General features: G+C 69.1%; 8 protein-coding genes. 2 read left to right on the top strand and 6 right to left on the bottom strand.

All coding sequences use genetic code 11. The features are described 5' to 3' along the window. Positions 1–117: 117 nt before the first annotated feature. The 4 genes from ACQKIP_RS34755 to ACQKIP_RS34740 are packed head-to-tail and all read right to left on the bottom strand — an operon-like array spanning position 118 to position 3,337. Positions 118–573, bottom strand: a complete 456-nt coding sequence (locus ACQKIP_RS34755) for a Fur family transcriptional regulator (RefSeq protein ID WP_365857958.1) — start codon at positions 571–573, stop codon at positions 118–120. A gap of 37 nt (positions 574–610) precedes the next feature. Continuing rightward, a complete protein-coding gene (locus ACQKIP_RS34750) occupies positions 611–1,504 on the bottom strand; it encodes a metal ABC transporter permease (RefSeq protein WP_365857960.1) in 894 nt (297 codons plus the stop codon). A gap of 2 nt (positions 1,505–1,506) precedes the next feature. After that, on the bottom strand, positions 1,507–2,301 hold the full coding sequence (locus tag ACQKIP_RS34745) for a metal ABC transporter ATP-binding protein (RefSeq protein WP_365857962.1): 795 nt from the start codon (positions 2,299–2,301) through the stop codon (positions 1,507–1,509). Between the two features lie 52 nt (positions 2,302–2,353). Continuing rightward, complete coding sequence (locus tag ACQKIP_RS34740; RefSeq protein WP_365857964.1) at positions 2,354–3,337, bottom strand: metal ABC transporter substrate-binding protein; 984 nt, start codon at positions 3,335–3,337, stop codon at positions 2,354–2,356. A 168-nt stretch (positions 3,338–3,505) separates the two neighbouring features. Between ACQKIP_RS34740 and ACQKIP_RS34735 the strand changes: the two genes are divergently transcribed. Then, positions 3,506–4,885, top strand: a complete 1,380-nt coding sequence (locus ACQKIP_RS34735; protein ID WP_365857966.1) for a glycine--tRNA ligase — start codon at positions 3,506–3,508, stop codon at positions 4,883–4,885. Positions 4,886–4,981: 96 nt separating this feature from the next. Beyond that, positions 4,982–5,188 (top strand): hypothetical protein, encoded by a 207-nt coding sequence (locus ACQKIP_RS34730; protein ID WP_365857968.1) that lies wholly within the window; start codon positions 4,982–4,984, stop codon positions 5,186–5,188. A 34-nt stretch (positions 5,189–5,222) separates the two neighbouring features. On the opposite strand, the gene ACQKIP_RS34725 is transcribed toward ACQKIP_RS34730, so the two are convergent. After that, on the bottom strand, positions 5,223–5,651 hold the full coding sequence (locus ACQKIP_RS34725) for a protein-tyrosine phosphatase family protein (RefSeq protein WP_365857970.1): 429 nt from the start codon (positions 5,649–5,651) through the stop codon (positions 5,223–5,225). Next, a complete protein-coding gene (locus ACQKIP_RS34720; RefSeq protein ID WP_365857972.1) occupies positions 5,648–7,117 on the bottom strand; it encodes an MFS transporter in 1,470 nt (489 codons plus the stop codon). The genes ACQKIP_RS34725 and ACQKIP_RS34720 overlap by 4 nt, the downstream gene beginning before the upstream one ends. Positions 7,118–7,128: the final 11 nt, after the last annotated feature.

Raw genomic sequence — 7,128 nt, 5'->3', positions numbered from 1 at the left:
TTTCCAACCCCACGCCGCAATCCGCGTGGTCCAACTGTCGGGTGGGCGGGTTTTTGTTTATAAGACCCTGTGGGGGCCCCCCCCCGGCTGGGGGGCGGCCCCACAACGCGTTCAGGTCTACTTCTGCGCGCACTCCGCGCACGTGCCGAAGATCTCGACCGTGTGCGCCACGTTCACGTACCCGTGCTCGGAGGCGATCGCCTCGGCCCACTTCTCGACCGCCGGGCCCTCGACCTCGACCGCCTTGCCGCACACCCGGCAGACCAGGTGATGGTGGTGGTCGCCGGTGGAGCAGCGGCGGTAGACCGACTCGCCCTCGTCGGTGCGGAGCACGTCGACCTCGCCCGCGTCGGCGAGGGACTGGAGCGTGCGGTAGACCGTCGTCAGGCCCACCGAATCGCCTTTGTGCTTGAGCATGTCGTGCAGGTCCTGCGCACTGCGGAACTCGTCCACCTCGCCCAGGGCCGCCGCCACCGCGGCGCGCTGCCGGGTGGATCGGCCTCGTACCGGGGGTCCCGCAGCTGTTGTCACAGGTGCCTCCTCAACTGATAACTCGCACGATCGCCCGCACATCTGTCATATCCCGTGGGGCCATTGTGCCAGCTCGCTCTCAGACGGTGACCTCGTCCGCCGGGCGCCGCGCGGCGGGAACGTCCGCCGTGCAGGTCGCGTCGGCGGCGGCCACGGCCCGGGCCCGGCGCCTGGCCAGCGGGGTCGCGAGCGCCGTCAGGACGACGAAGACGCCGATCGCCAGCAGGACGATGGTCGCTCCGGGCGGCACGTCCTGGTAGTACGAAGTGATCGTCCCGGAGAGGGTCACGGCGGTGCCGATGACCACGGACAGGACGAACGTCACCTTGAACGAGCGGGTGATCTGCTGGGCCGCCGCGACCGGCACCACCATCAGCGCGCTCACCAGGAGCAGGCCCACGACACGCATCGCGACGGTGACCGTCACCGCGGCCGTGACCGCGATGAGGAGGTTCAGGGCGCGCACCGGAAGCCCCGTCACCCGGGCGAACTCCTCGTCCTGGCTCACGGCGAACAGCTGCTTGCGCAGGCCGACCGTGACGAGGACCACAAACGCCGCGAGCAGGCAGATCGCCGTGACGTCGGAGTCCGAGACCGTGGAGAGCGAGCCGAAGAGGTACGAGGAGAGGTTCGCGTTCGAGCCGGTGTCCGAGAGGTTGATCAGCAGGACACCGCCCGCCATGCCGCCGTAGAACAGCATCGCGAGGGCGATGTCGCCGCGCGTCTTGCCGTACGCCCTGATCAGCTCCATGGTCACCGCGCCGACGATGGAGACGAGCGTGGCCATCCACACGGGGCTGGAGTTGAGCAGGAAGCCGAGGCCGACGCCCGTCATGGCGATGTGGCCGATGCCGTCGCCCATCAGGGCCTGGCGGCGCTGGACGAGGTAGATGCCGATGGCGGGGGCCGTGATGCCGACGAGGACGGCGGCGATCAGCGCCCGCTGCATGAATTCGGTCTGGAAGATTTCCATGATCAGGTCAGCAGTCCCGTGCGGATCGGCTCGTCGGCCGAGTGCGGATGTACGTGGTCGTGGCCGGGCAGCGCGTGCTGTCCCGTCGCCTTGGGCGGCGGCCCGTCGTGGGTCACGCAGCCGTCGCGCAGGACGATCGCGCGGTCGATAAGCGGCTCCAGGGCGCCGAGCTCGTGCAGCACGAGCAGTACCGTCGTACCGGCCGCGACTTGCTCGCGCAGGGTCTGCGCGAGGATCTCCTGGCTCGCCAGGTCGACGCCCGCCATGGGCTCGTCCATGATCAGCAGTTCGGGCTCGGAGGCGAGCGCGCGGGCGATGAGCACGCGCTGGTGCTGGCCGCCGGAGAGGGCGCTCACGGAGTCCTTGGCGCGGTCGGCGAGGCCGACGAGCCCGATGGCCCGGTCGACCGCCGCGCGGTCCGCCTTCGTCGCCCAGCCCAGCTTCGACAGCTTCGTGCGCGAGAGGCGGCCCGACGAGACGACCTCGCGGATCGTCGCGGGGACGCCGCTCGCGGCCGTGGTGCGCTGCGGGACGTAGCCGATGCGGGCCCACTGGCGGAAGCGCTTCAGGGGGGTGCCGAAGAGGCTTATGTCGCCGCCGGTGAGCGGGACTTGGCCGATCACGGAGCGCACGGCGGTGGACTTGCCCGAGCCGTTCGCGCCGAGCAGGGCGACGACCTCACCGGGCTTGACGGTGAGGTCGATGCCGCGCAGCACGGGGCGCGCGCCGAGGGTGGCCGTGGCCGCCCGCACGGATATGACGGGCGGGGCGGTCCCCGCTGTGCCCGTGGCTTCCATGGCGTGCGCCTCCGATGCTGCTTGCCGTGCGTTCACTTCACATCACTTCGTGTCACTTCGCGCCGAGAGCCTTCTGGAGCGCGGCAAGGTTGGACTCCATGACCCCGATGTAGTCATCGCCCTTGGACTTGTCCGTAATTCCCTCGAGGGGGTCGAGGACGTCCGTCTTGAGGCCCGCGTCGTTCGCGAGGGTCTTGGCGGTCTTGTCGCTCGCCAGGGTCTCGAAGAACACCGTGGAGACCTTGTCCTCCTTGGCGATGTCCTGGAGCTCCTTGATGCGGGCGGGGCTCGGGTCCGACTCGGGGTCGACGCCGGCGATGCTCTCCTGCTCAAGGCCGTAGCGCTCGGCGAGGTAGCCGAAGGCGGAGTGCGTGGTGATGAAGGTCTTGGACTTGGTGTTCTTCAGCCCGTCCTCGAACTTCGTGTTCAGCCCGTCCAACTTCTTGACCAGGGCCTTCGTGTTCTTCTTGTAGTCCGCCGCGTGGTCGGGGTCGGCCTTTTCGAGGGCCTTGCCGACGCCCTCGGCGACCTCGGCGTACTTCACCGGGTCGAGCCAGATGTGCGGGTCGGCGCCGGCTTCGCTCTCGTGGCCGTGCTCTTCCTCTTCGGCGTGCTCGTCGCCCTCGTCGTGGCCGTGGTCGTGGCCGACCCCCGAGCCGTGCTTCTCCAGCTTGGTGAGGGTCGCGGCATCCACGGTGTTCTTCACGCCGGACTGGCCGATGGCGTCGTCGACGGCGGGCTGGATGCCCTTGAGGTAGAGGATGAAGTCCGATTCGCCGAGGAAGGCGGTCTGCTTCGGGCTGAGCTCCAGGTCGTGCGGCTCGACGCCCGGCTTGGTCAGGGTGTCGACGGAGACGTGCTCGCCGCCGATCTCCTGCGCGAGGTACTGCATGGGGTAGAACGACGCCGTCACGTTCAGCTTGCCGTCGCCGTTCTTGTCCGCGGCGCTGGAAGAGGAGCAGGCGGAGAGGGCCGTGAGGCCCAGAACCGTGGCGGATGCGACGGCGGCGGTGGGTATGAGGCGACGTACGTTCATGACACTCATTTTCAACAAATCTGGAAACGATTGTCAACTAGCGGTCCCCGGGGGAGCCCGCCCGGAGGTCCGCGGGGGAGCCCGACCGGAACCGATTTGATTACGGGGGTAATGCCGCCGGTAACCTGAGTCATTCGCTTCGCCCACCGTCGTAATGAAGAGAGCACCGTGGCCGCCGACAAGATCGACAGCATCGTCAGCCTGAGCAAGCGCCGTGGCTTTGTTTACCCGTGCAGTGAGATCTATGGCGGCCAGCGCGCCGCCTGGGATTACGGGCCGCTCGGCGTCGAGCTCAAGGAGAACCTCAAGCGCCAGTGGTGGCGTTACATGGTCACTTCGCGTGAGGACGTCGTCGGCATCGACTCGTCGGTGATCCTGGCCACGGAGGTCTGGCAGGCCTCGGGTCACGTCGCCACGTTCTCCGACCCGTTGACCGAGTGCCTCTCCTGTCACAAGCGCCACCGCGCCGACCACCTGGAAGAGGCCTACGAGGCCAAGCACGGCCGCCCGCCGGAGAGCCTCGCCGAGGTCAACTGCCCCAACTGCGGTACCAAGGGCCAGTTCACCGAGCCCAAGCAGTTCTCGGGCATGCTCTCCACGCACCTCGGCCCGACGCAGGACAGCGGCTCCGTCGCCTACCTCCGTCCCGAGACCGCGCAGGGCATCTTCACCAACTTCGGCCAGGTCCAGCAGACTTCGCGCAAGAAGCCGCCGTTCGGCATCGCGCAGATGGGCAAGTCCTTCCGCAACGAGATCACGCCCGGCAACTTCATCTTCCGGACCCGCGAGTTCGAGCAGATGGAGATGGAGTTCTTCGTCAAGCCGGGCGAGGACGAGAAGTGGCAGGAGTACTGGATGGAGCAGCGCTGGAACTGGTACACCGGCCTGGGCCTGCGCGAGGAGAACATGCGGTGGTTCGAGCACCCGAAGGAGAAGCTCTCCCACTACTCCAAGCGCACCGCTGACATCGAGTACCGCTTCCGCTTCGGCGGCAGCGAGTGGGGCGAGCTCGAGGGCGTCGCCAACCGCACGGACTACGACCTCTCCGCGCACTCCAAGGCCTCGGGCCAGGACCTGTCCTACTTCGACCAGGAGGCCGGCGAGCGCTGGACTCCGTACGTCATCGAGCCCGCGGCGGGCGTCGGCCGCACCATGCTGGCGTTCCTCCTCGACTCGTACATCGAGGACGAGGCCCCCAACGCCAAGGGCAAGCTGGAGAAGCGCACGGTCATGCGCTTCGACCACCGCATCGCCCCGGTGAAGGTCGCGGTCCTGCCGCTCTCCCGCAACCCGGAGCTGTCGCCGAAGGCCAAGGGCCTTGCGACCGCCCTTCGCCAGAACTGGAACATCGAGTTCGACGACGCGGGCGCCATCGGCCGCCGCTACCGCCGCCAGGACGAGATCGGCACGCCGTACTGCGTGACGGTCGACTTCGACACCCTGGACGACAACGCGGTCACGGTGCGCGAGCGCGACTCGATGAAGCAGGAGCGCGTCTCCCTCGACCAGATCGAGGGCTACCTCGCCTCGCGCCTGGTGGGTTGCTGACGCCCGACCCCCGCAGGGGCACTCGCTGAGTGAAGGTTGAAAGAAGCCCCCGGTTCCGCACTCGGAACCGGGGGCTTCTGCTGCACACTGTTCGCCATGCCTTCGATGACCACGAGCAAGGTCAGCAGATGGGACCAGCACGGCCGCGAGCATGTCGTGCACGTGCAGAAGTCGGGCGTACAGCGCCAGTTGAGGTGCGATACGTGCGGCTGGGGGAAGCGGGTTCAGTTCCTGCCCTGGCTCAAGGCGGAGGAACACCTCGCCGAAGAGCACCAGGCGACGGTGGATCCCTCGGTGGCCTGACCCCGCCGGTACGGGGACGCTGCCGCCCCCGGTGTCAGCCGAAGCGACGCACGAACTTCCGCTGCCACGGCGTCTCCACGGCCCGCGGCGCGTAGTGCTCCCGCACATACGCGACCGCTTCCTTGCCCGGCACCCCGTCCAGCACCGCGATGCAGGCCAGCGCCGTCCCCGTACGCCCCTGGCCGCCGCCGCAGGCGACCTCGACCCGCTCCGTCCGCGACCGCTCCAAAGCCTCGCGCAGGGCGGCGGCCGTTGCCGCGCGGTCGGCGGGCAGCCGGAAGTCGGGCCAGCGCAGCCACCGGGACTCCCAGGCGACGGCGGGCGGCTCCTTGCCGAGGAGGTACAGCGCGAAGTCGGGCGTCACGCCCTCCGGGAGCGGGTGCCGCAGGCCGCGTCCGCGGATGAGCCGGCCCGAGGGGAGTCGCAGTACGCCTGATGCCGTGGGGTCCCAAGTCGTGGTCATGGCGCGAGAGTAGTGCTGGGCCGGTCTGCCGGGTTCTCCGTACCGGGATCGAGGCGCTCGGCCGTGCGGCGTGCCGTTTCCCTCGCCCAGCGGCCGCTGGTCAGCGCGCCCAGGAGCAGGACCGCGAGGCCGCAGCCCGCGATGATCCACCAGGCGGGGCGGCTCGCGCCGGTGAAGGCGGCCGCGTACGACGAGGATCCGACCCCGGAGGCCAGGACCGCGCCGATGACCGCGACGCCGAGCGTCTGGCCGATCTGGCGGCTCGTGGAGGCGACGGCGGCGGCGACGCCCGCCTGGGAGCGGGGCATTCCGGAGACGGCGGTGTTGGTGATGGGGGCGTTCACGAAGCCGAAGCCGAGGCCGAAGAGCACGTATCCGACGAAGAGCGTCGTGTTCTCGGTCTCCGCGTCGAAAGCGGCGAACAGGACGCCCGAGACCGTCATCGAGACCCCCGCGATCAGCAGGGGAAGGCGCGGGCCGCGGCTGCCGACCAGGCGGCCGGAGAGCGGGGCGCAGATCAGTGTCATCGCCGCCATCGGCAGCATCCACACGCCCGCGTGCAGGGCGTTCAGGCCGCGTACGTTCTGGAGGTAGAGCGTGGAGAGGAACAGAAAGCCACCGAGCGCGGCGAAGGCGCAGACCGCGATCACCGTGGCCCCGCTGAACGGTGCCGAGCCGAAGAAGCGCAGGTCGATGAGGGGGTCGCGGCGGCGGGGCTCGTAGAGGAGCAGTCCGGCGAGGGACAGGAGCGCGACGCCCGCGAAGGCGATGATCAGCGGCGACGTCCAGCCCGCCGTCGGGGCCTCGATGATCGCGTACGTCAGGGCGCCGAGCAGCGCGATGACCAGGAGCTGGCCGACGGGGTCGGGGCGGCGGGGCTTGGGGGCGCGGGACTCGGGGACGTACCGGATGGTGAGGAGCAGGGCCGCGAGGCCTACCGGCAGGTTGATCCAGAAGATGGAGCGCCAGCCGACGGAGTCGACGAGGAGACCGCCCACGATCGGGCCCGCCGCCATGGAGATGCCGACGACACCGCCCCAGACGCCGATGGCGCGGGCCCGCTCGCGGGGATCGGTGAAGGTGTTCGTGATGATCGACATCGCGACCGGGTTGAGCATGGAGCCGCCGATGGCCTGGGCCATGCGGAAGGCGACCAGGGACTCCAGGTTGGGCGCGAGGGAACAGGCGACGGAGGCGACCGTGAAGATCACGAGCCCCACCTTGAATATCTTCTGCCGCCCGACCCGGTCCGCCGTCGACCCCGCGAGCATGAGGAGCGCGGCGAGTACGAGGGTGTACGCGTCGATCGTCCACTGCATCCCCGAGATGCTGGTGCCGAACTCCCGCGCCATCGTCGGCAGAGCGACGTTCAGAACGGTGTTGTCGAGGCTGACGATGAGCAGACTCATACAGCAGATGGCGAGGACAAGCATGCGTCGGCGATGCGTCAGCTCTTGCGGGGGCATGTGCTCGACGT

The organism is Streptomyces sp. NPDC059900 (assembly GCF_050270335.1).
In the GTDB taxonomy this organism is placed as follows: Bacteria; Actinomycetota; Actinomycetes; order Streptomycetales; family Streptomycetaceae; genus Streptomyces.
The sequence above is the reverse complement of the archived record's forward strand: the minus strand, read 5'-3'. Positions and strand labels throughout refer to the sequence as shown.

What these genes read in the sequence shown, in the direction of transcription:
- ACQKIP_RS34740 (WP_365857964.1), bottom strand. Translation starts at nt 3,337, where the DNA reads ATGAACGTACGTCGCCTCATACCCACCGCCGCCGTCGCATCCGCCACG.
- ACQKIP_RS34745 (WP_365857962.1), bottom strand. Translation starts at nt 2,301, where the DNA reads ATGGAAGCCACGGGCACAGCGGGGACCGCCCCGCCCGTCATATCCGTG.
- ACQKIP_RS34725 (WP_365857970.1), bottom strand. Translation starts at nt 5,651, where the DNA reads ATGACCACGACTTGGGACCCCACGGCATCAGGCGTACTGCGACTCCCC.
- ACQKIP_RS34730 (WP_365857968.1), top strand. Translation starts at nt 4,982, where the DNA reads ATGCCTTCGATGACCACGAGCAAGGTCAGCAGATGGGACCAGCACGGC.
- ACQKIP_RS34720 (WP_365857972.1), bottom strand. Translation starts at nt 7,117, where the DNA reads ATGCCCCCGCAAGAGCTGACGCATCGCCGACGCATGCTTGTCCTCGCC.
- ACQKIP_RS34755 (WP_365857958.1), bottom strand. Translation starts at nt 573, where the DNA reads ATGTGCGGGCGATCGTGCGAGTTATCAGTTGAGGAGGCACCTGTGACA.
- ACQKIP_RS34750 (WP_365857960.1), bottom strand. Translation starts at nt 1,504, where the DNA reads ATGGAAATCTTCCAGACCGAATTCATGCAGCGGGCGCTGATCGCCGCC.